The sequence below is a fragment of the uncultured Sphaerotilus sp. genome, assembly GCF_963924895.1.
Classification (GTDB): domain Bacteria; phylum Pseudomonadota; class Gammaproteobacteria; order Burkholderiales; family Burkholderiaceae_C; genus Sphaerotilus.
Window position 1 is genome coordinate 1 of record NZ_CAWURG010000028.1, and the last position, 23229, is coordinate 23229.

Here is a 23229-nt window from a genome sequence, read left to right on the forward strand (position 1 = left end):
GGGCCGCGTAGTAGCCCGAGCGGCTGATGCCCAGCACCCGGCAAACCTGCTCCACCGCCACGGCCTTCTCTTGCAGTTGCCCGACGAGCTTGAAGCTCATCGCAGTTCCCGGGCAAAGAAGGCCGATGCTTTTTTTAAAACCTCTACGTCCCCCCGCAGTTGCTTGTTCTCGGCTTCGAGCTGGCGGATGCGCTGGTGCTCCGCCGTCAATGGCTTGCCGATGCCCGGTTGCCCCAGTTGTTCAGCGTCTGCCTGCGCCAGCCAGCGCCGCACCGCCGTTTCGCCCAGCTTCATGTCCCGGCAGACCTCGCCAATGCCCAGGCTCTGCGACCGGATCATCTGCACGACCTGCAGCTTGAAGCTCGCATCAAAGACTCTTCGTTTCGTGTTCGTCACGTTCATTGTCCAGGTGATTTCCACCTATCGGTGTGTGCGAAATCATTAGAGCAGGACAACCCACGACGCCCAGAACGCCCAGGACGCCCTGCTGCTGCCGGAGCGGGAACACCAGGCGCTGCTGCAGTTCGTGTACCTGGCGCCGGTCGGTCTGGTGCAGGTCCGCAGCGATGGCGAGATCGTGATGATCAACCCGACGGCGGCGCAACTGCTGATGCCCCTGTCCCGCAACGGCACCCTGGACAACCTGTTCACGGCCCTGCGCAAGGTCGCGCCCGACCTGCAGGATCTGCTGGACACCGGCACGCCCGCCAGCGGCGTGGTCTGCGACGGGCTCCAGCTGCCGGTGCAGGTCGGCCTGGGCACACCATCCGACGCGAGTCTGCTGTCCTTCAGCCTGATCAGGATCGACGCCGACCACTGCATGGCCCTGCTGCAGGACGTGACCGCGCAGGTCCGCCGCGAACACCGGCTGCGGCAGCAGGAGGCCTGGCTCGGCGCCATCCTCTCCGGCGTGACGGACTACGCCATGGTGACGCTGGACCTCGGCGGGGGCATCGTCGAGTGGAACGACAGCATCCAGCGCATCAGCGGCTTCGGCCCCGAGGCCGTGCACGGTCAGACCCTGGCGCTGTTCTACCCGCCCGACGCCATCACGCCCGAGCGCGTGACGGACCATCTGCGCGAAGCCGACCAGAGCGGCTGCAGTCTGGATGAAGGCTGGCGCGCACGCGCCGACGGCACCCGCTACTGGGGCAGCGTGCTGATCACGCCCTTGCGTCCGGCCGGCGGCGAGCGCACGGCCGATGCCGCCTACTGCCTGATCCTGCGCGACCTGAGCGACCACCGCGACACGGCCGCGCAGGCCCGGCAGGCAGCGGTCTGCGACTACCTCACCGGGATCCACAACCGCCGCGCCTTCTTCGAAGCCGCAGAGCGCGAGACCCTGCGCGCCAAACAGCGACCCCGGCCACTGTCGGTGGTGCTGTTCGACGCCGACCACTTCAAGCGCATCAACGACTCCCTCGGCCACCCGGCCGGCGATGCGGTCCTGTGCCACATCGCCAGCACGCTGCGCGCCTCGTTCCGCGAGGTGGACGTGGTCGCCCGCATCGGCGGCGAGGAATTTGCGGTGCTGCTGCCGTCGACCGATCTCCAGGACGCCTACACCGTGGCCGAGCGCTTCTGCCGCAAGCTGGCGGCGTCCCCGGCCACCACGGCCGCGGGCGAGGTGCTCTGCACCGTCAGCGCCGGCATCGCGACCATGGACGACTGCGGTGGCGACCTGAGCGCGCTGATGCAGCGCGCGGACCAGGCGCTCTATGCCGCCAAGGCGGCGGGGCGCAACCGGGTGTGCGGGCTGGCGCCGGAACACTGAGTCACCGCCAACCGAGGTCGGTGGCGCGTGGTCTGGTGAAGGGATGAGATTGGACTGGTAGGCCGCCCGTGAGCCGAACACGGCACCAACAGATATGCCGTGATGGTGCAGGCCGGGGGCGAGCCGCGCACTCGCTCCAAGGTCAAGACCACGCAAGCCGGCATCGAACAACCCAGCGCCAGCGATGAACCGGGCACGTTGCGTGTGGTGGCATCCCGTTGATTGGTGTGTATTGTTGTGTATGATTATTGAACATGAAGAGCGCAGACATCATCAAGCGACTGAAGGCTGACGGCTGGTTCTTGGTGCATGTCGTGGGTTCGCACCACCAGTTCAAGCACCCCAGCAAGCTCGGAAAGGTGACGGTTCCGCACCCGAAGAAAGACCTTCCGTTGCCCACCGTGCGAAGCATCCTGGCGCAGGCCGGGCTGTGAATCCGTCTCAAGGAGCCTCCATGCTGTATCCCGTCTATGTCCACATGGGCGACGCCGACCACGCCCACGGTGTCACCTTCCCCGACTTCCCCGGCTGCTTCGCTGCGGCTGACGAGTGGGACGGCCTGCCGGCTGCTGTGCAAGAGGCTGTGCAAGCCCACTTCTACGGTGAACCGGACGCCGTGCCGACACCGACGCCGATGACCCTTTTGGCTCAAGACCCGCAGTACCAAGGCGGTGCGTGGCTGCTGGTGGATATCGACCTGAGCCGCATCGAAGGGCGTGCCGTGCGCTTGAACGTGAGCCTGCCGGCCAATCTGGTGAAGCAGATTGACGCTTGGGCTGGTGCGCACCACATGACCCGCTCAGGATTCCTCGCGCGAGCAGCGCAGCAGGCGATGCGGCAACCGGGGTAACCGCCGCGTGAAGGCCAGCCAGACCATGAAGACCCTGAACGACCTCAAGGCCGAACTGCTGGCAGATCCGGCGATCCGCGCCGCCTATGACGCCCTGGCGCCCGCCGTCCCTGCGCACGGTGCAGCGGTACGCACAGGCGCTGGGATGCCGGGCTGTGGTGCGGATCGAGCAGATGACCACCTGACCAGCCCCACCGTCCAGGTTCATCGACCGTCGATCTTGTCCGCGATCTGCCGCGCCACCTCGCGGCTGTGGGCATCATCTCCCGGCGCAGTCGCCATCAGGAACAGGCTGCGTCCACCACTGGTCGCCTCCCACTGGTGGCCGATCTGCGCCTTGCGGCGCGTGTCGTCGTTGGTCACAAGCTGGCTGCCCTTGTACTCGACCACCAGGACGCGGCCATCGGTCAACTCGGCCACGAAGTCCGGGTAGAAATAACCCGTGGCCGTGGGCAGCCAGAACGAGAACCGCTCGTCGCGCTCGACATTGCGTACCCAGTGGCGCACACGCGGCTCCATGTCGATCGCACGGGCGCACAAGAACTCCTCGCCCAGTTGCTTGCCGATCTCGGTGCGCTCACGCAGGTCGTGGATGCGGTCATTGCCGTAGTAATGCTTGCCGAATCGGTAGCGACCGGCGTAGAACGGCGGCCGGCCGGCGTAGCGATCCGGGTGGAACGAGAAGGTGTGGCGAAAGCTGTCCTGCGCCACCGGCAGCGCCGCCAGACCGGGCAGCGCCTGCTGGAAGCCGCACAGGACGGCGTTTTCCCGGCGCCGCTCGATGTCGCGACGCAGCGCCTCGGCCAGCGGATAGCGGCTGCGCACCAGCGCGGTGAGCGTGAAGCCCCGGTCGCGCTGCAGGTGCTGCACGACGGCCAGCAGCCAGCGCAGCATCACCGGCTGCGCGATCTCGACCTGGCGGCATTCGCGGTCCAGCCAGCGCACCAGATCCTGCTCGGTGGACTGGCTGGGGATGTCGTTGAGGTAGAGCTGCTCGGCCTCCCTCACGTCCAGACGAACCCGGCCGTCCTCCACCCCGATCTCGAAGAGATTCCCACGCTCGACCACCGCAAACGCCGCCAGCGCCACCGGCTCGGCGAACAGGTCGAACTCGCCCAGCTCGGCGCACAGGCGGCGGTCGAGTCGTTGCCACTCGCCTTCCCACTCCAGCCCGAGCTGCGGCAGCGGCGCGAACGGCACGCCCCGCGCTGACGGTGCCAGCGTGGCAGATTGGCGCAGCCGTTCGCGCTGGATCGACTCGGCGACGGCCGTTTGCTGCTTGGCGGTGCAACCGTTCAGCAAGAACGCTTCGACGGCTTCGGTGATTTCACCGCGCACGATGGCGGAGGCACCGGCCGTGGTGGGCCGCAGCTCGATGCAGCCCACCAACTCCGGCGGCAACGGCTGGCTGGGCATCGCGGGCAGGCTGACGATGGCATCGGGCACGCGGGGTGTGGTGGTGGCGAACAGCGGGCCGTCGTCCACGGTGTCGGTTGTACCGGGCAACGGCATCTGCGGCGGCACGATCGCCTGCACGGCTTCATACGCCTCGAAACCCATGTTGTTGACCAGCCGGTCGGTGAGTTCGTCCGCGACACGGGCGGTCTTGTCGGAGACGACGTGCGCATAGGCGCGGTTCAGCTCGGGATGCTGTCGCGGGCGGGCGTAGGGCATCCGCAGCACACGGCCGAGGAGCTGCTCCACGTCCTTGGCGCTGTGGGCGTTCTGCAGGCTGCACAGCACGTAGGCGAAGGGGCAATCCCAGCCCTCCTTCAGTGCCTCGACCGTCACCACGAAACGCACCGGGCACAGCGGCGAGGCGAGCACCACGCCGTCGAGTTCCTTCTGGTCGCCGGTCGCCACCGCGATCTGTTCACGCGGCAGCTTCTCGCCATCGGGCGAGGTCAGGTGCGCCAGCAGCGCCTCGACGGTGGCCTCGCCGCCCTTGGGCTGCGCCTGGAACAGCAGCACAGGCCGGACGTAGTCGGCTTCCGCGTTGGACAGCAGTTCCAGCCGGGCGCGGGTGAGGATGGCGTCACGCACGGCATCCTGCCAACTGCGCGGGTGCTCCATCAGCACGATCGGCAGCTTGATCATGTCCTCGCGCTGCAGCTCCTGGGCGCCGACGTGGAAGACGACGTTGCTGCCCTTGGGCGGGGTGGCGGTCATCTCGACGAGGCAGGCCGGGGCCAGCCGGCGCAGGGTCTCGAAGGCTTGGTGGGTGCGGTTGTTGTGCGCCTCGTCCACGATGACGATGGGGCGGTGGAGCGCCAGCCAATTCGCCAGCGAGGACTTGACGCGGCCCACATCGGCTGGTGTCAGGTAGGGCTGGCGGGTGAGGTCTGCGGCGCTGACGGTGTCGAGGTGGGCAGTCTGGTGGGGGGTGAGGTGCTGGAAATGCCGTGCGAGCGACTCGTCGAACGAGTAGACGTTGCGCTGGCTGGTGTCCTTGACGTTGAAGGACTGGATGGTGGCGACGACGATCACCGCCGACGTGCCGACCTCGTGCGGTCCGACGGTGGCCAGCTCGTCCAGCGCACACACGCGCACCCGATCGCCGAAGTGCTCGGCCAGTCCTTCGTGGCAGGGGTTGCCGGGGACGCGCAGAGCAGCCAGCGTCTGCGCGAGGATGGCGCTGGAGGGCACCAGCCACAGGGCGACGGGGGCGTCGGTGCCGGTGCAGGCGCGGCCGACGCGGGCCACGGCGTGCGCGGCGAGCGTGGTCTTGCCGCCGCCGGTGGGCAGGCGCACGCAGACGGCCGGGGTGTCGCCCATGGTGCGGGGGTCGTAGGCGATGGGGCTCAGGCCCTGTTGCGCCATCGCTTCGGCCCAGGCGGCTTCGCGCCCGACGGTGTGGGTGCGGCGGAAGAAGGCGTCGAGCGCGTCGAGGGCGCGGGTCTGGTAGTCCTTGAGGCGGAAGGTGGCCATGGTCGTGTACGTGCTCAACGCGCCTTGATGTCGTAGGGGATCTGGCGGAAGCTGATGCGGGCTTCGTCGAGCCGCCAGTCGCTCAGGCGGGTGGTTTCGCCGTAGACCACCTTGCGGGTCGGCCGGGGCTGGCCGACGTGCACGGCGTCGTTCAGGAGCTGGTCCAGGTAGGCGAGCACGGCGGAGGTGAGCACGTTGCCGCCCTGCGGTTTGCGATCGCCGAGGATGCCGTTGTAAAGCAGGAAGATGGCGGTGTCGCCGTGGATGCCGAGCAGGGGCGAGGCGAATGCGCCTGTCGCCGGTTCGCCCGTCTCGAAGTGCCAGAGGTAACCGGCCAGCGCGCCGAAGGTCACGGCGGGGTTGATGCCGCCGTCGGCGTCGAACACCGGCTCGCCCAGCGTGTAGAAGCGAAACCCGCCGCCGCCCTGCCAGCCCGCCGCCTCGGAAATCCCGCCCTGCTCGCCATCGATGACCTTTTGCAGGCGGGGCAGGCAATGCGTCTGCGCGTGGGCACCCAGCTCGATGCCGATGTAGCGGCGGCCCATCTTGTGGGCGACTGCGGCGGTCGTTGCGGAGCCGAGAAAGCTGTCGAGCACAACATCCCCCGGATTGGTCGCAATCAGGAGAACTTGCTCCAGCAACTGCTCAGGTTTTGGCGTACCAAACGCCTCTCGGTCGGTGAACAAGGCGAGGCTTTCCTTTTTGGCATCCTCGTTGTCCCCGACATCCTTGGCGAGCCACAAGGTCATCGGCACGAGTCCCTTTTGCTGCTCGGGAAACTGCTTCACCCGTGGCCGACCATCTCCGCCCTTGGGAAAGTAGATGCGCTGTTCAACGTCTCGCAGTCGAAGGTACTCGGGTTCTGTCGCACCCCAGCACCGCCCCTTCGGCGGCTCATGCACGACACCGCTGGGCGACGTGATCGGATACATCTGGTTTTCCCGGTAGCCCTGCGCGGTAAACGGAATCGACTTCCAAGCACCACGAGGATCGCTGTCCGGGTTGCTGAAGCCGTCTTCCACAGCAGGCAGCAGATTGCGCACGTTGCGCCATACCGGAATGCCGCCTTTCGCGTAGAGCAATACGGTGTCGTGAGAGGAACTGAGCGTTGCCCGGTTCTCCCGCGATGTGCGTTTCTGCCAGATGATCGTTCCGACAAACGATGCTCGCCCGAACACCTCGTCCATCAACACCTTGAGGTAATGCGCCTCGTTGTCGTCGATCGTCACCCAGATGCTGCCATCCTCGGCCAACAGCTCGCGCAGCAGCACCAACCGCGGGTGCATCATGCTCAGCCACTGGCTGTGCTCCAGCTTGTCGTCGTAGTGCTCGAACGCGCTTTGCGTGTTGTACGGCGGGTCGATGAAGATGCACTTCACCCGCCCCCGGTAGAACGGCAGCAGCGCCTTCAGCGCCAGCAGGTTGTCGCCCTGGATCAGCAGGTTTTCCGCCGCCGCATCCCCATGCGCCGACTCGAAATTCAGCAGGTGATACGGCACAGACCCCGCCACGCGCACCGCCTGCGCCTTGTTTACCCAATCCAGAAACGGCATGTTGTCGGTCTCCCCTGCGCCACGCGCTTGATGCCACATATTTCGATGTGTATCATACACAAATGAAAAGCGCCGACCTGATACGTGACCTGCAGCGTGCTGGCTGGGCGCTTGACCGCATGACCGGTTCGCACCACATCTTCAAGCACCCAAGCCGACCCGGAACCGTTGTCGTGCCGCACCCGAAGAAGGATTTTGGCATCGGCCTTGTGAAGTCCATCCGGCAACTGGCCGGCATCTGAAAGGGAACCCCCATGCGCTATCCCATTGCCATCGAACCCGGCACCGACACGACCGCGTGGGGTGTCGTGGTGCCGGACCTGCCGGGCTGTTTCTCTGCGGGCGACACGCTGGAAGAGGCCATGATCCAAGCCGAAGAGGCCATCACGGCATGGGTAGAAGTCACGATTGATGCGGGCGAAAGCATCCCGGAGCCGTCCGGCATCGCGTCACTGCGCGCGGCACATCCCGAGTTCGACGGCTGGCTGTGGGCGCTGGTGAAGGTGGATCCCGCCATGCTGGATGACACCGTGGAGCGGGTGAACATCAGCCTTCCGCGCCGCGTGCTGCACCGCCTGGACGACCTGGCGCGCCGTGCCGGTGAAACCCGTTCTGGCTTCATCGCCCGCATGGCCATCGAGGGGCGCAAGCCGGCGGAGCACTTCTGAACAAGCCGCGCCTCGTGCGCGAAGGACGATTGCCTACAGCGCGCAGTGTGGTGGCTTCCCGTTGATGCAGATTAATTACTGCCCCTACAATAATAATGCACTTCACGTTTGACCCAAAGAAAGACGCCGCGAACATCGCCAAGCATGGGCTGTCCCTGGCCGATGCCCCGCTGGTGTTCGAGGCGCCGCACAAGCTGACACTGGAGTCTCCGCGCCCCGATGAGCTTCGGCTCATGGACGTGGCCCTGGTGGAGGTCGCGGGCGTCGTGCTGGTGCTGGTCTACGTGCGGCGAGAACCAGACGTGGTGCGGGCCATATCGCTGCGCCGTGCGTCCAAGCAGGAAAGGAAGCTGTATGCGAGCTGGCAAGAAGCCCACTGAGTCAAAGCCCACTGGAACCGATTGGGAGCGCGTCCGGCGCGAAGCTGCGACCGATGCGCCGGTGTCCCACGACGCCGAAAGCGACCCCTATGACCCAAACGACGAAGCCGCCGTGTCGGCGTTCTGGTCACAGGCCACCATCAAGCGTGGTCCGGGCCGCCCGGCCGTGGCGGTCAAGCGCCCGACGCTGAACATGCGTGTCGATGCCGAGGTGCTGGAGGCGTTCAAGGCGACCGGCCCAGGCTGGCAGACCCGCATCAACGCCTTGCTGCGCGATGCGGTGGCGCGTGGTCTGGTGAAGGGATGAGATTGGATTGGTAGGCCGCCCGTGAGTCGAACACGGCACCAACAGATAGGCCGTGATGGTGCAGGCCGGGGGCGAGCCGCGCACCCGCTCCAAGGTCAAGACCACGCAAGCCGGCATCCTGCGCGCCCTGCTGGCCCGTCCGCTGGCGCTGATTTTCGATGGGGTTCCATGCGCATCCGGGACAAGGTGGAAGGCGTCCGCGTCATCCCGCTGACGCCCTACGTGTCGCGCCTGCTGGCCGCCCTGCCCCGCTGCAGCGAATGGGTCGAGATGCCTGCCGGTGTCGTGGCGCAGATCCAAGGGCACAAGCCCGGCGCCACGGCAGAGAAGCACTACCGCCGCCGCCCGCTTGACCTGCTGCGCATGTGGCACACCCGCGCCGAAGCGTGGATTCTTGAACAGGCTGGCATCGAACAACCGAGCGCCGGCGAAGAACCCGCCCGCCTGCGCGCTGTGCAGTGACATAGCAAAAAGAGCATAATTTGACCATGTAGACTGTTGCCCTACATCCCGAAGCGGAACCTGAGTTGCTGGCGCTGCCTGACGACATGTGCGCCCGCTGGAAGGCAAGCTGTGGGAGATGCGGATGCAGGGCCGTGACGGCATCGCCCGCGCCGTGTACGTGGCAATGCAGGGTCGGCGCCTGATGGTGCTGCATGTGTTCGTCAAGAAGACCCAGACCACGCCCCGCAAGGCACTGGACGCCGCCCGCAAACGACTGGAGAACGCCCCATGAAGACCCTGAACGACCTCAAGGCCGAACTGCTGGCAGACCCGGCGACCCGCGCCGCCTATGACGCCCTGGCGCCCGAGTTCGAGACGGCCCGCGAACTGGTGGCCGCCCGTGCCCGCGCTGGCTTGACGCAACAACAGGTAGCCGAACGCATGGGGACCACGCAAAGCACGATTGCCCGCATGGAAAGCGGCAAGCGCCCGCCGTCCCTGCGCACGGTGCAACGGTACGCCCAGGCGCTTGGATGCCGGGCTGTGGTGCGGATCGAGCAGATGTCTACCTGACCATCCCCACCGCCAACTGAGGTGGGTCTCCCCTGCGCCACGCGCTTGATGCCACACATTTCGATGTATGGCGTACAAAAATGAAAAGCGCCAACCTGGTACGTGACCTGCAGCGTGCTGGCTGAGCGCTTGACCGCGTGACCGGTTCGCACCACATCTTCAAGCATCCAGGCCGACCCGGAACCGTTGTCGTGCCGCACCCGAAGAAGGATTTGGGCATCGGCCTTGTGAAGTCCATCCGGCAACTGGCCGGCATCTGAGAGGGAACCACCATGCGCTATCCCATTGCCATCGAACCCGGCACCGACACGACCGCGTGGGGTGTCGTGGTGCCGGACCTGCCGGGCTGCTTCTCTGCGGGTGACACGCTGGAAGAGGCCATGATCCAAGCCGAAGAGGCGATCACGGCATGGGTGGAAGTCACGATCGATGCCGGCGAAAGCATCCCGAAGCCGTCCGGCATCGAGTCCCTGCGCGCGGCGCATCCCGAGTTCGATGGCTGGTGGGCGCTGGTGAAGGTGGACCCCGCCATGCTGGATGACACCGTGGAGCGGGTGAACATCAGTCTTCCGCGCCGCGTGCTGCACCGACTGGACGACCTGGCGCGCCGTGCCGGTGAAACCCGTTCTGGCTTCATCGCCCGCATGGCCATCGAGGGGCGCAAGCCGGCGGAGCACTTCTGACGATGGGTGGAATTGGTAGGCCGTGTAGGACTTGAACCTACGACCAAAGGATTATGAGTCCTCTGCTCTAACCAACTGAGCTAACGGCCCCCGGAGGAAGGACCGCGATTGTAGGGTCTTTTCATTTCCACCCAACTCCCACCCTACTTCTGGCTCAGCGCATTGCCGACCAGCCGGGAGGTGATGTCGACGATCTGGATCATCCGGTCGTAGGCCATGCGCGTCGGGCCGATGACGCCCAGCGTGCCGACCACCTGCCCGTCGACCTCATAGGGCGCCGACACCACCGACAGGTCCTCGATCGGCACCAGCCCGCTCTCGCCGCCGATGTAGATGCGCACGCCCTCGGCGCGGCTCGATCCGTCAAGCAGGCGCATGAGTTGCGTCTTCTGCTCGAACAGGTCGAACATCTTGCGCAGCGAGCCGAGGTCGCTGCCGAAGTCGCTGACCTGCAGCAGCTTGCGCTCGCCCGAGACGACGACGCGGGCCGAGTCGTCGCTGGCGGCCTCGCTGCCGGCCTGCACCGCCGCCTGCATCAGCGTGGCGATCTCGCCGCGCAGGGCGTCGACCTCGTGCTTCAGCCCTTCGCGCACGTCCTCGATGCTGCGGCCGGCGTAGTGGGTGTTGAGGTAGTTGGTGGCCTCGACGAGCTGGCTCTGGGTGTAGTCGTGCACCGTGAAGAGCACGCGGTTCTGCACGTCACCGTCCGGCGAGACCAGGATCAGCAGCACCCGGCGCTCGCCAAGCCGCAGGAACTCCATGTGGCGGAACACGCTGGTCTTGCGCGGCGCGGTGATGACGCCGACGAAGCTCGACAGGTTGGACAGCAGGTGCGCCGCGCTGGCGATGACGCGCTTGGGCTGGTCAGGCTGCAGCGGCTCGATCAGCGGGGCCATCGACGAGTCCTCGAAACGCTGCGGCGGGCGCGAGGTGAGCATCGTGTCGACGAAGACGCGGTAGCCGCGGGCGGTGGGGATGCGGCCAGCCGAGGTGTGCGGGCTGGCGATGAGGCCGAGTTCCTCCAGATCGGCCATCACGTTGCGGATCGTGGCGGGCGACAGCTCCAGCCCCGAGGTCTTCGACAACGTGCGCGACCCCACCGGCTGCCCATCGGCGATATAGCGCTCGACGAGCGTCTTCAGGAGCATCTTCGCGCGGTCATCCATCATGAAACCGATTGTAGAGTTCGCGAGGGTACCCGGGTGGGTTCGGCCCTCGGGGAGCCGTCAAACGCCTGTGGTGTAATTTCTCCATGACCAGCCGATTCCGACACGCCGCGCTCATCGGCAAGTACCAGGCCCAGGGCATGCGCCCGCTGCTGGAAGAGATCGCCCACCTGCTCACCCGGCGCGGGCTGGAGGTGTCGATCGAAGCCGACACGGCGCTCAACACCGGCCTGACCGGCTACCCCATGCTCACGCCCGACGAACTGGGCCGGCACTGCGACCTGGCCATCGTCGTCGGCGGCGACGGCACCATGCTCGGCATCGCCCGCACGCTGGCGCGCTACGGCGTGCCGATGGTGGGCATCAACCAGGGCCGGCTGGGCTTCATCACCGACATCCCCGTGGCCCGCGTGACGCAGGCGCTGCGCGCGATGCTGGCCGGCGACTACGAGGAGGAGCACCGCGCGATGCTCGACGGCCGCGTGGTGCGCGGTGGCGAGGCGATCTACTCGGCGGTCGCCATGAACGATGTGGTGCTGCGCAGCGGCACGACCTCGATGCTGGAGCTGCGCGTCGAGGTGGACGGCCAGTTCGTCGCCAACTTCCGCGCCGACGGGCTGATCGTGTCCTCGCCGACCGGCTCGACGGCGTATGCGCTGTCGGCGGGCGGGCCGATCCTGCACCCGGGCGTGGCCGGCTGGCTGATGGTGCCGATCGCACCGCACATGCTGTCGAACCGACCGATCGTGCTGCCGGACTCGGGCGAGATCAGCATCGAGATCGTCTCGGCACGCGAGCCCTCGGTGAACTTCGACATGCAGTCGCTGGCGAGCCTGCTGCACGGCGACCGGATCATCGTGAAGCGCTCGGAACACCGCGTGCGCTTCCTGCACCCGCGCGGCTGGAACTACTACGGCACGCTGCGCCACAAGCTGCACTGGAACGAAGGCGTCGTCCCCGGCGACGGAGGCCACTGATGCTGCGACGGCTGTCCCTGCGCCACTTCGTGATCGTCAGCCGGCTGGAGGTGGAATTTCAACCCGGGTTCGCCGTGCTGACCGGCGAGACGGGCGCTGGCAAGTCCATCCTCGTCGACGCGCTGCAGCTGGCGCTGGGCGGCCGCGGCGACGCCGGTGTGGTGCGCGAAGGCGAGACGCGGGCGGAGATCAGCGCCGAGTTCGAGCCAATTCCTGCCGCACTCACCGCCTGGCTGGACGAGGCCGGCTTGGAGGCCCAGGAGGACGCGCCCACCACCCTGCTGCTGCGCCGCACCGTGGACGCGCAGGGCAAGAGCCGCGCCTGGATCAACGGCAGCCCGGCGACGGTCGGCCAGCTCAAGGAGGTCGGCGAGCACCTGGTCGACATCCACGGCCAGCACGCCTGGCAGAGCCTGACGCGGCCCGCTTCCGTGCGCGCGCTGCTGGACGACTACGCCGCGATCGACCCGCGCCACATGACCGAGGCCTGGCAGCAGTGGCGCGCCCAGCAGGCCCGGCTCGACACCGCCCGCCAGCAGGGCGCCGAGCGGGCGCTGGAGCGCGAACGGCTGGCCTGGCAGATCGGCGAGGTCGACAAGCTCGCGCCCGGCGACCACGAGTGGGCCGAGCTGAACGCCGAGCACCAGCGGCTCGCGCACGCGCAGGCCATCCTCGACGCGCTGCGCACGGCGATCGAGGCCACCAGCGAGGGCGAGGCCAGCGCCGACACGCTCACCGGCCGCGCGCTGGACACGCTCAGCGAGGTCAGCGGCTACGCGCCCGAGCTGCAGGATGTCATCGAGGTGCTGCAGAGCGCCCAGGCCCAGCTCGCCGACGCTGCGCACAGCCTCAACGCCCTGCTGCGCCGCACCGAACTCGACCCCGACCGGCTCGACGAACTCGACGCCCGGCTGTCGTCCTGGGTCGGGCTGGCGCGGCGCTACCGGCGCATGCCGGAAGAATTGCCGGCGGTGCTGGCGCAGTGGCGCGCGCAGTTGCAGGAAATCGACGCCACCGCCGACCTCGATGCGCTGCAGCAGCAGGCCGAAGCCGCGTGGCAGCTCTACCTGGCCGCCGCCAGCCGGGTCTCGGCCGCGCGCCACCGGGCCGCGCCGACGCTGGCCGCCGCCGTCACCACCGCGATGCAGGCGCTGGGCATGGCGGGCGGGCGTTTCGAGATCGCGCTGGAGCCGCTGCCGGAGCCGCAGTCGCACGGACTGGAGTCGGCCGAGTTCCTCGTCGCCGGCCATGCGGGCAGCACGCCGCGGCCGCTGGGCAAGGTCGCCTCGGGCGGCGAGCTGTCGCGGATCGCGCTGGCGATTGCCGTCACCACCAGCCAGCAGCGCCAGGCGCGCGGCACGGGCGCGGCCACGCTGATCTTTGACGAGGTGGATTCGGGCGTGGGCGGCGCGGTGGCGGACACGGTGGGACGGCTGATGCGCCGGCTGGGCAGCGAGCGGCAGGTGCTGGCCGTGACCCACCTGCCCCAGGTGGCCGCCTGTGCCGACACGCACCTGCTCGTCAGCAAGGCCAGCGAGGGCGGCCGCACCCGCAGCGACATCCGAACGCTGGATGCCGGCCAGCGCATCGGCGAAATTGCCCGCATGTTGGGCGGACAAACCCGCTCGGACGCCGGACTGGCCCACGCCCGTGAGATGCTCGCCGCCGTGGACTCCCGCTTCCCGAACTCCAAGACCAACACCGTTGCCTGACCATGCCCAACCACGACAGCAGCCCTGCCACTCCAGCGCCAGAGAAGATTCCGCCGGTGGTCCTGATCTCGGGCATTTCCGGCTCGGGCAAATCCGTGGCGCTCAATGCACTGGAGGACGCCGGCTACTTCTGCGTGGACAACCTGCCCCCCGAGCTGCTGCACGACTTCATCCGGCTCGAGCGCAAGTTCCCCACGCGCCGGCTGGCGATCGCGGCGGACGTGCGCACCGCCTCGTCGCTGCCCAAGCTGCTGCCGGTGATCGACGCCCTGCGCCGCGAAGGCACGCCGGTGCTGCCGATCTTCCTGGATTCGCGCACCGAGACGCTGGTGCGGCGCTTCTCCGAGACGCGCCGCCGCCACCCGCTGTCGGCCGAGGACGATGACCACGGCCACTCCCGCTCGGCGCTGGGCGAGGCGATCGAGCGCGAGCGCGAGATGCTCAGCCTGCTGCGCGAGATCAGCACCGTGATCGACACCAGCGATCTGCGCCCGACGCAGCTGCGCTCGTGGGTGCGGCAGCTGGTCGGCGCGGCGCACTCGTCGCTGACGCTGGTGTTCGAATCGTTCGCGTTCAAGCACGGCGTGCCGCGGGACGCCGATCTGGTGTTCGACCTGCGCGTGCTGCCGAACCCGCATTACGTGCGCGAGCTGCGCGCGCTGAACGGCCGCGACGCCGGCGTGATCGACTTCCTGCGCGCCCAGCCCGAGGTGGCCGAGATGCTGGCGCAGATCGAAGGCTTCCTCGCCCGCTGGCTGCCCGCCTACGAGCAGGACCAGCGCAGCTACCTGACGGTGGCGATCGGCTGCACCGGCGGACAGCACCGCTCGGTGTACTCGGCCGAGCAGCTCGCCGCGCGCTTCCGCGAGCGCATTCCCACCCTGATCCGGCACCGCGAGATCGAGGCCCGCGAGGCCGCGGCACACCAATGACCCAGCCACCCGCCCCCGAACGCCCGGTGCGCAGCCCTGCTTCGGCGGCCGCTGTGCGCGGGGCCTTCGGTGATCTGCTGCCGCACCTGCCGCTGTTTCCGCTCGGCACGGTGCTGTTTCCGCAAGGCCTGCTGGCGCTGAAGATCTTCGAGGCGCGCTACCTCGACCTGATCACGCACTGCCTGCGCAGCGGCGCGCCCTTCGGCGTCGTGACCCTGCGCCAGGGCGCGGAGATCCAGGGCGCGGCCGAGGAGGCGGTCCGCTTCGAGCATGAAGGCTGTCTGGCCGAGCTGATCGACTGCGACAGCCCGCAGGCGGGCATCCTGCAGATCCGCTGCCGCGGTCTGCAGCGTTTCACGGTCTCGCAGGTGCACCAGGCGCCCGACGGCCTGTGGCGCGCGGACGCGGTGCTGCAGGCCGCCGATCCGGTCGAGCCGCCGCGGCCTGATTTTCAGGCCAGTGTCACCGCCCTGCAGCGGGCCATCGACACCCTGCAGGGGCGCGACCAGACGCCCTTCCTGGCCCCGCATGCGATGGACGATGCCGGCTGGGTGGCCAACCGCTGGTGCGAGATCCTGCCGATCCCGCTGCCGACCCGCCACAAGCTGATGATGCTGCCGGACCCGCACGCGCGGCTGCAGCTGGTGGACGGCTTCCTGCGCCGCCACGGCATCGTCAGCGACTGAGCAGCAGCCGGCTGAACGGCGCCGGCAGCCCGATGCGGTCGAGCTGGTCCAGCGGCCACCAGCGCCCGTCGCCCAGCCCCGCCGCGACCACGTCCGCCTCGGGCGTGGCGAGGTCGAGCCGCTGCGGGTGCAGCGTCCAGTCGAGGTGGGTGAGCACATGGACGAAGCCGGGTAGCGCGACCACGCGCGCCGCTGCGGCTCCCGCCACCGCCCGCAGCGCCTCGGCATCGTCGAACATCGGCAGCGACCACAGCCCGGCCCAGATGCCGCTGTCCGGGCGCTGCTGCAGCCACACCGCGTCGGCGGTCTGCAGCCAGAAACACCAGTTCTCGCGGCGCGAGCGCTTGAGCTTGCGGGTGCGCACCGGGTAGTCCGTCATCCGGCCGGACGCACGCGCCGCACACAGCCCCGACAGCGGGCAGAGCAGGCAATCCGGCTGGCGCAGCGCGCAGACGGTGGCCCCGAGGTCCATCAGGCCCTGCGTGTAGGCCGGCATGTCGGTGCGGTCGGTGGGCAGCAGGTCGGTGGCGCGCTGCCACAGGACACGCTCCTGCGCCTGCTGGGCCAGATCGCCGTCGAAGGCCAGCACGCGGGTCAGCACGCGCTTGACGTTGCCGTCGAGGATGGAGACCCGCTCCTCGTGGCAGAACGCGGCGATCGCCGCCGCGGTCGAGCGCCCGATGCCGGGCAGCTCGGCCAGCACCGCCGCACTCGGTGGAAAGGCACCGCCGTGCACGTTCACCACGGTCTGCGCGCAGCGGTGCAGGTTGCGGGCGCGGCTGTAGTAGCCCAGGCCGCTCCACAGCGCCAGCACGTCGTCCAGCGGCGCGGCGGCCAGCGTGGCGACATCGGGGAAACGTTCCAGGAAGCGTGCGTAGTAGCGCAGCACGGCCGCCACCTGCGTCTGCTGCAGCATGATCTCCGACAGCCAGACGCGGTAGGGATCGCGGGTGTTCTGCCACGGCAGCGCGTGGCGGCCGTGGGTGCGCTGCCAGGTGACCAGCGCGTCGGCGAGCTGGCTCATGCCGACGTGGCGGCCGGCGCAGGCAAGGTGGCCTGCAGGGACGACTGGAATTGCCCGAAGTCGCTGGACAGCCCCATCTCGTGGCGGGTGGCGGCGCGGCGGCTGCGTTCGAACAGCGCGTGCAGCCGCACCTCGATCGAGGCCAGCCGCTGGTCCTGCGCCTCGATCTCCAGCAGGCGCGCCTCCAGATCGCTGGCGGCCGTGCGGATGCGCTCCAGCGACTCGCGCCGGCGCTTGAAGGCCTTGCGGCGCTCGCGCAGCTGGGCATCGACCTGCGCCGAGGTCGTGCGGCTCCACAGCTCGATCTCGCTGGCGGCACTCTCGAACACGACGCGCAGCCGCGACATCAGCATGCGGCGGAACTGCTCCAGGAAGCGGGGCTGGGCCAGCCGCATCGCCTGGCTCAGGCCGAGGTACTGCACGTAGTTGCGCTCGATCAGCGCCAGGTCATCGCGGAAGCGCGACAGCTCCGGCGCCGAGGGCGTGGCCAGGCTGAAGCCATATTCGGCGTTGAGGCGGGCGAACGAGCCGGCGAGCAGGTCGCGCAGGTCCTGCGCATCCTTCTGCGCAGTGTCGAGCGCCAGCCGCAGGTCGGCGAAGAGCTGCACGAACGAACGCCGCGCGCCCAGCTTGAGGAAGGACTCGCGGATCGAGCGGACCATGCCGTCCACCAGCGCACGCAGCGGCTCGCCGGACACGCCGTTCAGCACGCTGCGCAGCGTGCGCGAATGCACCGTGCGCAAGGCCTGGATCTGCGTCGTGCAGCGCTCGAACTCGACCGTCTCGGCGCCGACGCGCTGCAGCATGAGCGCCACCTTGCCGCTGTTGCGACCACGCAGGCCGCGCAGCTCGTGCAGCTGCTCGGTCAGGTGGCGGCGCAGGTCGGTGAGGTTGCGCGAGGTCTGCTGCTGCACCACCGCCAGCGCTTCCAGCGTGAGCTGCTCGAAGACCGCACGGCGCTGCGGCAGCAGCTCCTGCGCCAGCGCCTGCTCCAGCGCCAGCAGGCGGCTGTCGACGAGCAATTGGGCATTGCCCTCGACCCGCGCCTCCAGCGCCTGCCGCGCCGACAGCGGAAACACCCGCCCCATCGGCATCTCCAGCGTGCGCGACACCTGCACGCACTGCTGGGTGATCTGGGCCTCGTTCTCTTCGGTGGACGACAGGGGATCGACCAGCGCGTCGATCTTGTTCAGCACGACGTAGCGGGTCAGGGACTGCGAGGCCAGGTGGTCGCGCCAGATCTCCAGGTCGGACTTGGTCACGCCGGTGTCCGCCCCCAGCACGAACACGACGACGTGCGCGCTCGGCAGCAGGCCCACCGTCAGCTCGGGCTCGGCGCCGATCGCGTTCAGGCCCGGCGTGTCGAGCACGACCAGCCCGCGCTTGAGCAGCGGATGCGGCACGTTGATGACGGCGTGGCGCCACAGCGGGATCTCGACCTGGCCGTCGTCCAGCATCGGCGGGTTGTCGGCCGGCTGTTCGTCGTCCCAGAACCCGAGCTGGCGGGCCTCGTCGACCGTGGCGGCCCGCACGCCCTTGACCGCATTCAGCGCATGCGCGAACGACGCCGGGTCGGACACGTCGATGGACTGGCGGTGCCAGAGCCGCGGCTGTCCGCGCAGCTCGGCCAGCGAGGCGCCGTCGAGCCGCGTCTCGATCGGCAGCAGCGACAGGCCCGGGGGGTCTTCCGGATCCCAGCCCAGCTCGACCGGGCACATGGTGGTGCGCCCCGGCGAGGCCGGCATGATGCGCCGGCCGGCGTCGGCGAAGAAGATGGCGTTGATCAGCTCGGACTTGCCGCGCGAGAACTCGGCGACAAAGGCCACCACGAGCTTTTCGCTCGCCAGCCGCTGGCGCAGCGAGTCGAGCAGGTCGCCCGCGCCCTCGTCCAGCAGGCTCTGTTCGCGCAGGAAGCGCACCAGATCGCGCACCCGCTCTTCCAGCGTGACACGCCAGACCCCGAGTGCGTCGAGGCTACGGACAAACGGCTCCTGGACCGAACCGCTGCTCGCTTCGGCGAGAACGGATTCGACCAGGGTCGGCGGGGTGCTGTTCAGATCGTGGGGGTGCTCGCTCATCGCTGTGCCGTTGCCTGCGTCCGCAAAAGGTCAGCGGGCATGGTAGCGCAGCGCCTGTCTCAGGAACGCTGGCAGACCGGACAGAAATAGGTTGCCCGTTGTCCTTGCACGATGCGGCGGATTGGCGTGCCGCAGCGCAGGCAGGGCAAGCCCGCCCGGTCGTAGACACAGGCCTGCGACTGGAAGGCGCCGCCCATGCCGTGTGCGTCGCGGAAATCGCGCAGCGTCGAGCCGCCCGCAGCCAGCGCGCGGCGCAAGACGTCCTGCACGGCGGTCACCAGGCGCGCGCAGCGTTCGGGGCCAAGCTGCTGCGCGGGGGTCTGCGGATCGATGCCCGCCTCGAACAGGGCTTCGGAGCAGTAGATGTTGCCCACGCCGACCACCACATCGCCCGCCAGCAGCGCCTGCTTGATCGCCACGCGCCGCCCGCGCAGCGCCTCGTGCAGCACCGAGGCGGAGAACGCCCGCTCCAGCGGCTCGACGCCCAGCCGGGCCAGCAGGGTCGCCGCTGGCGCGCGGTCCAGACCCTCGGACCAGACCACGGCGCCAAAGCGGCGCGGATCGGTGAGCCGCAGCAGGCCGCGGTCGGTGTCCAGCTCGAAGTGGTCGTGCGGCCCCGGCGGCGGCAGGCTCGCCTCGAAGCGGAGCGATCCCGACATGCCGAGGTGCAGCAGCACGCCACCTGGCTCCGGTGCCGCACCCGGCGCCGGATCGAGGGGCATCCACAGGTACTTGCCGCGGCGCGTCAGCGGCCCGACGGTCCGGCCCGCGAGCCGTTCGGGGGCCACGCCCAGCGGCCAGCGCAGCGGTTTGCCCAGTCTGGCGGACCGCACGCGCGCGCCCTCGATCCGGTGGCTCAGGCTCAGGCGGGTGATTTCGACTTCAGGCAACTCGGGCATGGCGGCATTATCGGAGCGCCCGAACAGCCGCCCTGCGCCCGCCTAGAATGGCCTGCACCACGGAGCCCATCTCGATGCCACAGCACTTCGCCGCATGCCCCATCCGCGCGGACCGCACCCGGTCTGCCCGCCGCCCCGCCCGGCGATGGCTCGCGTTGCTGGTCGCGCTCGGACTGAATCCCGCACTGGGCATGGCCCAGACGACGAAGCCCGCCACGCCGCCGGCCACCGAGGCCGTGACCCGCTCGGCGATGGACGGCGTGCTGTTCTACCAGCTGCTGGTCAGCGAGCTGGAGCTGCGCCAGGGAGACGCCGGCCTGGCCTTCCAGGTGATGCTCGAAGCGGCCAAGCGCAGCCGGGAGGAGGCGCTGTTCCGGCGCGCAGTCGACATCGCCATCAGCGCCCGCGCTGGCGAGCAGGCGGTCGACGCCCTCAAGGCCTGGCGCCAGAACGTGCCGAAGTCCCGCGACGCCGCCGAGATCGAGACCCAGATGCTGATGGCGCTCGGCCGCTACCAGGACGCCCGGGAGCCGCTGCACACCTTCATCGAGCTGACGCCAGTGGCCGAGCAGTCCGGTGCCATCGCCAGCCTGCCGCGGCTGGTGCTCAGCGGCGAAAAGCCGGAGGACGCCGCACAGGCCATCGAGGAGGCGCTCAAGCCCTGGCGCGCCAAGCCGGCGACCCGGCTCGCCGCTCTTGGAGCAACATCCGGTGCTTGGCTGACCGCGGGCAAGCGCGACCGCAGCCTGGCGCTGGCGCGCGAGGCCCACGCACTCGACCGCAGCTACCAGCCCACCGCGCTCATCGCGCTGGAGCTGATGAAAGACACGCCCGCGGCCGAAGTGCTCGTCACCGACTACCTGGCGACACCAAAATCCGCGGGCGGCGTGCGCGCGGCCTATGTCCGGCGACTCACGACCTCGCAGCACTACGCGGAGGCCCTGGTCGAAGTCCGCAAGCTCACCGCGAGCGAGCCCGAACTGGCCACCGGCTGGCTGATGCAGGGGGCGCTGCAGATTGAACTCGGCCAGCCCGCGGCGGCCCAGACGTCGCTGAAGCAGTTCCTGTCGCTCAAGGAAACGGAACTGGTGGCCGTGCAGACGCCGCCGATGGCCAGCACCGCCGAAGACGAGGACATGCCGGACAGACCGGACGGCGAGACCCGGACCGTTCTGCAGCGCAGCGAGAACCAGGAGCTGGCCCAGGCCTACCTGATGCTTTCGCAGGCGGCCGAGCAGCTCAAGGACTATCCCGGCGCGCTGGTCTGGCTCGAGAAGCTGGCCAGCCGGTCGAGCGCCGCCGACGTGCCCAGCGTGCTGCAGCGCCGGGCGTCCCTGCTGATGCGCCAGGGCCAGCTGCCGCAGGCGCGTGCCCTGCTCCAGCAGCTGCCCGCGGGCACGGCGGAAGAAAAACGCACCCGCTTCATGGCCGAGGCCCAGCTGCTGCGCGACGCCAAGGAGTGGACAGCGGCCTACACCCTGCTGGCCCAAGCCAACGCCCAGATCCCCGACGACACCGACCTGCTCTACGAACAGGCCCTGCTGGCCGAGAAGCTGCTGCGCTTTGACGAGATGGAAACACTGCTGCGCCGGGTCATCCAGATCAAGCCCGACCAGCAGCACGCCTACAACGCCCTCGGCTACAGCCTGGCCGATCGCAACCTGCGCCTGCCCGAAGCCCGCACGCTGATCGAGAAGGCCCTGTCGTTCACGCCCGGCGATCCTTTCATCACCGACAGCCTGGGCTGGGTCGAGTTCCGCCTGGGCCGCCCGGAGGAAGCCGCCCGCCTGCTGGGCGACGCCTACCGGCAACGGCCGGACGTGGAGATCGGCGCCCACCTGGGCGAGGTGCTGTGGACGATGGGCCGCCAGGACGATGCCCGCAAGGTCTGGCAGGAAGCCCGCGCACGGGATGCCAGCAATGAAGTGCTGGCCGAGACGCTCAAGCGCCTGAAGGTGGCACTTTGAACCGACGGCACTGGCTCGCAGCGGCCCTGGCGCTGTCAACACTGGCCGGCTGCGCCACGGTCACACCCCCCGCTGCCACGCCGGATCCGCTGGCGCGCAGCTACGCTGGCCGGCTGGCCGTGAAGGTCGACGGCGATGACGCGCGCTCGTTCAGCGCCGGATTCGACCTGCAGGGCAGCGATGTCCGGGGGCAGCTCGCGCTGATCAGCCCGATCGGCACGCAAGTCGGCCGCGCGGTCTGGCAACCGGGTTCGGTGCTGTGGCAGAGCGCGGACGGCGAACGCCGCTTCGACAATCTGGACGCCCTCGCCGAAGAGATGCTGGGCGAGGCCGTGCCGCTGGCCGCCCTGTTCGACTGGATGGCTGGCCGGCCGTGGCAAGCCATGCCGAGCCGGGCGCTGTCGGACACCGAGGGCGGGGCCGGGTTCCGGCAACTCGGCTGGAACGTCCAGACCGCCCGCATCAGCGACGGCGTGATCGTGGCCCAGCGGCGACTGCCCGCCCCCACGCTGACCGTGCGCATCAAGCTCGACACGCCCTGAGCCCCCCGCCCCTTCGCCGCTTCTCTTCCACTGTTCGCGCATGCCCCTGTCCGCCCTGTACGACCTGCCCGCGCCGGCCAAGCTCAACCTGTTCCTGCACGTCGTCGGCCGCCGTCCGGACGGCTACCACCTGCTGCAGTCGGTCTTCACGCTGATCGACTGGTGCGACACGCTGCATGTGGAGCGGCGCGCCGACGGGCAAATCAGCCGGGAGGATCTCGGCCCGGCCCTGCCCGAAGACGATCTCTGCACCCGGGCGGCCCGGGCGCTGCAGGCGGCCAGCGGCAGCACGCTGGGGGCGCACATCGCCATCGACAAGCAGGTGCCGTGGGGTGCCGGACTCGGCGGCGGCAGCTCCGATGCGGCCACCACGCTGATCGCGCTGAACCGGCTGTGGGGGCTGCACTGGCCACGCTCCCGGCTGCTCCAGCTCGGTCTGACACTGGGCGCGGACGTGCCCTTCTTCATCGGCGGACACAACGCCTGGGTCGAAGGCATCGGCGAGCAACTCACGCCAATCGATCTGCCGCCGGCCGCCTACGCGGTCCTCAAACCCCCGGTGGCTGTGCCGACGTCTGCGATATTTTCCAGTCCCCTCTTGACACGAGATACGCCGCGAACCACAATAGCGGTCTTTCTTGCACAGGCAAAGTCCTTCGGAAAAAACGATTTGCAGGCCAGCGCCGAGGCGTACAGCCCACAAGTTGTTGACGGACTTGAAATTCTCAAGCAGAATTTCGGGCTCAGCAGAATGAGCGGATCAGGAAGCGCAGTGTTTGCGCCCTGTGACACCATTCAGCAGGAAAGCAGTGCGCTGCCACCGATCGAGTGGGTCCGGAGTTTGGTTGAACCGGGTTCTGATTGGATAGCAAGGTACTGCAACAGTCTTGCATGTCACCCGCTGTTGGGTTGGTGCGCAGACTGAAGACAAGATTTCGGGTGCTTCGCAAGAAGTGTCCTGTGTAGGGGAGTCGCCAAGTTGGTCAAGGCATCGGATTTTGATTCCGACATGCGAGGGTTCGAGTCCTTCCTCCCCTGCCAAACCATCCATCAAGCGCCCGCCGGCTTCCGGTGAGGCGCTTGTTT

Annotated in this window: 24 protein-coding genes, 2 tRNA genes and 2 pseudogenes; 20 read left to right on the top strand and 8 right to left on the bottom strand. The window is 68.7% G+C overall.

The window, feature by feature from the left end:
• Nucleotides 1-96: 96 nt before the first annotated feature.
• Entirely contained in the window at nt 97-420 is a 324-nt protein-coding gene (locus AABN02_RS11495; protein ID WP_338415078.1) for a transposase, read from the bottom strand.
• A gap of 106 nt (nt 421-526) precedes the next feature.
• On the opposite strand from AABN02_RS11495, the gene AABN02_RS11500 reads away from it, so the two are divergent.
• The 3 genes from AABN02_RS11500 (at nt 527) to AABN02_RS11510 (ending at nt 2624) form a co-directional block, all read left to right on the top strand.
• Nucleotides 527-1774: a diguanylate cyclase gene (locus AABN02_RS11500; RefSeq protein ID WP_338415079.1), complete on the top strand. Its 1248-nt coding sequence runs from the start codon at nt 527-529 to the stop codon at nt 1772-1774.
• Between the two features lie 254 nt (nt 1775-2028).
• The gene (locus AABN02_RS11505) at nt 2029-2208 is read left to right on the top strand and encodes a type II toxin-antitoxin system HicA family toxin (protein ID WP_338415080.1); all 180 of its coding nucleotides are present in this window, start codon (nt 2029-2031) and stop codon (nt 2206-2208) included.
• A gap of 20 nt (nt 2209-2228) precedes the next feature.
• Complete coding sequence (locus AABN02_RS11510) at nt 2229-2624, top strand: type II toxin-antitoxin system HicB family antitoxin (protein WP_338415081.1); 396 nt, start codon at nt 2229-2231, stop codon at nt 2622-2624.
• A gap of 204 nt (nt 2625-2828) precedes the next feature.
• On the opposite strand, the gene AABN02_RS11515 is transcribed toward AABN02_RS11510, so the two are convergent.
• Together AABN02_RS11515 and AABN02_RS11520 are read right to left on the bottom strand one after the other, a co-directional pair.
• Nucleotides 2829-5552, bottom strand: a complete 2724-nt coding sequence (locus tag AABN02_RS11515) for a DEAD/DEAH box helicase family protein (protein ID WP_338415082.1) — start codon at nt 5550-5552, stop codon at nt 2829-2831.
• Between the two features lie 14 nt (nt 5553-5566).
• Nucleotides 5567-7105 (bottom strand): site-specific DNA-methyltransferase, encoded by a 1539-nt coding sequence (locus AABN02_RS11520; RefSeq protein ID WP_338415083.1) that lies wholly within the window; start codon nt 7103-7105, stop codon nt 5567-5569.
• Nucleotides 7106-7167: 62 nt separating this feature from the next.
• On the opposite strand from AABN02_RS11520, the gene AABN02_RS11525 reads away from it, so the two are divergent.
• The 9 genes and pseudogenes from AABN02_RS11525 to AABN02_RS11565 all read left to right on the top strand — a co-directional run bounded on the left by AABN02_RS11525 (nt 7168) and on the right by AABN02_RS11565 (nt 10160).
• Nucleotides 7168-7347 (top strand): type II toxin-antitoxin system HicA family toxin, encoded by a 180-nt coding sequence (locus AABN02_RS11525; protein ID WP_338415084.1) that lies wholly within the window; start codon nt 7168-7170, stop codon nt 7345-7347.
• Between the two features lie 12 nt (nt 7348-7359).
• On the top strand, nt 7360-7773 hold the full coding sequence (locus AABN02_RS11530; protein WP_338415085.1) for a type II toxin-antitoxin system HicB family antitoxin: 414 nt from the start codon (nt 7360-7362) through the stop codon (nt 7771-7773).
• Nucleotides 7774-7868: 95 nt separating this feature from the next.
• Nucleotides 7869-8153 carry a BrnT family toxin gene (locus AABN02_RS11535; RefSeq protein WP_338415086.1) on the top strand — a complete coding sequence of 95 codons (285 nt, stop codon included), beginning with the start codon at nt 7869-7871 and terminating at the stop codon, nt 8151-8153.
• Nucleotides 8154-8214: 61 nt separating this feature from the next.
• Nucleotides 8215-8460 carry a BrnA antitoxin family protein gene (locus AABN02_RS11540; RefSeq protein WP_338415087.1) on the top strand — a complete coding sequence of 82 codons (246 nt, stop codon included), beginning with the start codon at nt 8215-8217 and terminating at the stop codon, nt 8458-8460.
• A gap of 150 nt (nt 8461-8610) precedes the next feature.
• A pseudogene (locus tag AABN02_RS11545) lies at nt 8611-8922 on the top strand (preprotein translocase); the annotation flags it as partial.
• 88 nt (nt 8923-9010) lie between these two features.
• A complete protein-coding gene (locus AABN02_RS11550; protein ID WP_338415088.1) occupies nt 9011-9196 on the top strand; it encodes a type II toxin-antitoxin system RelE/ParE family toxin in 186 nt (61 codons plus the stop codon).
• Nucleotides 9193-9477, top strand: a complete 285-nt coding sequence (locus AABN02_RS11555) for a helix-turn-helix transcriptional regulator (protein ID WP_338415089.1) — start codon at nt 9193-9195, stop codon at nt 9475-9477. Before AABN02_RS11550 ends, AABN02_RS11555 begins: the two co-directional genes overlap by 4 nt.
• A gap of 80 nt (nt 9478-9557) precedes the next feature.
• Nucleotides 9558-9737: pseudogene (locus tag AABN02_RS11560) on the top strand (type II toxin-antitoxin system HicA family toxin).
• A 12-nt stretch (nt 9738-9749) separates the two neighbouring features.
• Nucleotides 9750-10160, top strand: a complete 411-nt coding sequence (locus tag AABN02_RS11565) for a type II toxin-antitoxin system HicB family antitoxin (RefSeq protein ID WP_338415090.1) — start codon at nt 9750-9752, stop codon at nt 10158-10160.
• 13 nt (nt 10161-10173) lie between these two features.
• On the opposite strand, the gene AABN02_RS11570 is transcribed toward AABN02_RS11565, so the two are convergent.
• Nucleotides 10174-10250 (bottom strand) — tRNA-Ile (locus tag AABN02_RS11570).
• A gap of 53 nt (nt 10251-10303) precedes the next feature.
• Entirely contained in the window at nt 10304-11329 is a 1026-nt protein-coding gene (gene hrcA, locus AABN02_RS11575) for a heat-inducible transcriptional repressor HrcA (protein ID WP_338415091.1), read from the bottom strand.
• 83 nt (nt 11330-11412) lie between these two features.
• Here hrcA and AABN02_RS11580 point away from each other — a divergent pair, with 83 nt between their 5' ends.
• Genes AABN02_RS11580 through AABN02_RS11595 form a run of 4 tightly spaced genes read left to right on the top strand, consistent with a single transcriptional unit; the run spans nt 11413 to nt 15633 of the window.
• On the top strand, nt 11413-12303 hold the full coding sequence (locus AABN02_RS11580) for an NAD kinase (protein ID WP_338415092.1): 891 nt from the start codon (nt 11413-11415) through the stop codon (nt 12301-12303).
• Complete coding sequence (gene recN / locus AABN02_RS11585) at nt 12303-14015, top strand: DNA repair protein RecN (protein ID WP_338415093.1); 1713 nt, start codon at nt 12303-12305, stop codon at nt 14013-14015. The genes AABN02_RS11580 and recN overlap by 1 nt, the downstream gene beginning before the upstream one ends.
• A 2-nt stretch (nt 14016-14017) precedes the next feature.
• Nucleotides 14018-14947 (top strand): RNase adapter RapZ, encoded by a 930-nt coding sequence (rapZ, locus tag AABN02_RS11590; RefSeq protein WP_338415094.1) that lies wholly within the window; start codon nt 14018-14020, stop codon nt 14945-14947.
• The gene (locus AABN02_RS11595; RefSeq protein ID WP_338415095.1) at nt 14944-15633 is read left to right on the top strand and encodes an LON peptidase substrate-binding domain-containing protein; all 690 of its coding nucleotides are present in this window, start codon (nt 14944-14946) and stop codon (nt 15631-15633) included. The genes rapZ and AABN02_RS11595 overlap by 4 nt, the downstream gene beginning before the upstream one ends.
• Here the strand turns inward: AABN02_RS11595 and mutY are convergent.
• The 3 genes from mutY to mutM are packed head-to-tail and all read right to left on the bottom strand — an operon-like array spanning nt 15623 to nt 19634.
• The gene (gene mutY, locus AABN02_RS11600) at nt 15623-16657 is read right to left on the bottom strand and encodes an A/G-specific adenine glycosylase (protein ID WP_338415096.1); all 1035 of its coding nucleotides are present in this window, start codon (nt 16655-16657) and stop codon (nt 15623-15625) included. The genes AABN02_RS11595 and mutY overlap by 11 nt on opposite strands.
• Complete coding sequence (locus AABN02_RS11605) at nt 16654-18735, bottom strand: dynamin family protein (protein ID WP_338415097.1); 2082 nt, start codon at nt 18733-18735, stop codon at nt 16654-16656. Before AABN02_RS11605 ends, mutY begins: the two co-directional genes overlap by 4 nt.
• Before the next feature lie 59 nt (nt 18736-18794).
• Nucleotides 18795-19634, bottom strand: a complete 840-nt coding sequence (gene mutM / locus AABN02_RS11610; protein WP_338415098.1) for a bifunctional DNA-formamidopyrimidine glycosylase/DNA-(apurinic or apyrimidinic site) lyase — start codon at nt 19632-19634, stop codon at nt 18795-18797.
• A gap of 74 nt (nt 19635-19708) precedes the next feature.
• Between mutM and AABN02_RS11615 the strand changes: the two genes are divergently transcribed.
• From AABN02_RS11615 to AABN02_RS11630, 4 genes are all read left to right on the top strand, one after another.
• On the top strand, nt 19709-21601 hold the full coding sequence (locus AABN02_RS11615; RefSeq protein WP_338415099.1) for a tetratricopeptide repeat protein: 1893 nt from the start codon (nt 19709-19711) through the stop codon (nt 21599-21601).
• Nucleotides 21598-22143, top strand: coding sequence for a lipoprotein insertase outer membrane protein LolB (locus AABN02_RS11620; protein WP_338415100.1), 546 nt, complete (start codon nt 21598-21600; stop codon nt 22141-22143). Before AABN02_RS11615 ends, AABN02_RS11620 begins: the two co-directional genes overlap by 4 nt.
• A 40-nt stretch (nt 22144-22183) precedes the next feature.
• On the top strand, nt 22184-23068 hold the full coding sequence (gene ispE / locus AABN02_RS11625; protein WP_338415101.1) for a 4-(cytidine 5'-diphospho)-2-C-methyl-D-erythritol kinase: 885 nt from the start codon (nt 22184-22186) through the stop codon (nt 23066-23068).
• A 39-nt stretch (nt 23069-23107) separates the two neighbouring features.
• Nucleotides 23108-23184: transfer RNA gene (locus tag AABN02_RS11630), tRNA-Gln, on the top strand.
• The last annotated feature ends 45 nt before the right edge of the window (nt 23185-23229 follow it).